Origin of the sequence: Bartonella sp. AA83SXKL, from assembly GCF_042196965.1 — a bacterium.
Classification (GTDB): Bacteria; Pseudomonadota; Alphaproteobacteria; order Rhizobiales; family Rhizobiaceae; genus Bartonella.
The window spans coordinates 1-724 of sequence record NZ_JBHIRG010000179.1 but is presented as its reverse complement, the minus strand read 5'-3'; the positions used below and the strand labels follow the sequence as shown (position 1 = coordinate 724).

At 37.4% G+C, this 724-nt stretch carries 1 protein-coding gene; it reads right to left on the bottom strand.

Annotated elements, in window-relative coordinates; all coding sequences use genetic code 11:
- Nucleotides 1-104: 104 nt before the first annotated feature.
- The coding region (locus tag ACFINO_RS10450; RefSeq protein ID WP_375655772.1) for a hypothetical protein at nt 105-724 on the bottom strand (620 nt) is incomplete at its 5' end.

The window sequence follows — 724 nt, the reverse complement described above, 5'->3', positions numbered from 1 at the left end:
GATACAGTTTTAGTGGTCATAGGTAGCTCCCTAATCTAATATTCAAACAAATTTTTAAATGAAATGGTTATAAGGAGGCGCCCCCGCACCGCCCTATTGTTTAATTAAGCAGCTTCTTTTTCATATTCTAATTCACATTCTAAATCGTCATCATTTTCCGATTCAAGATCAGCATCATAATAGTCTTCAAAATCATCATAATACTCATGACGATAATAATCATCTTCACTACCAAATTCGGGATATGCTTCATTCCAAATATGATCATCTGCTGTTAAAGAAGCGGCGCTATGAACATAAGAATCTCCTGAGATAAGAGCACCACATACAACGGCATCATCGAAAACACGCGCGTCATCACAAATATAAGCAGCACCGCTTATTTTTGCATTGCCTCCAACATGAGCATTATCACAAATGACGGCATCATCAGAAATATGAGCATGATCAGTTACATAGGCATTATCATAAATCTTTGCATTGCCTTCAATTACAACAGCACCTTTAATACGAGCATTCCCATAAAGACGCGCATTGCCTCCCATAAAAATAGCTTCAAAAATAGCATTCCCATAAATTTTTGCATTCCCACAAACGTCTACAAAAAAGCTTCTTACTTTTGCATTCCCAGAAACACGGGCATTTTGAAAAACGCGGGCTTTATCATATACCCAGCACGTACCATAATGCGATAGGTTGCTTTCATTTTCTATAAAACCACCTA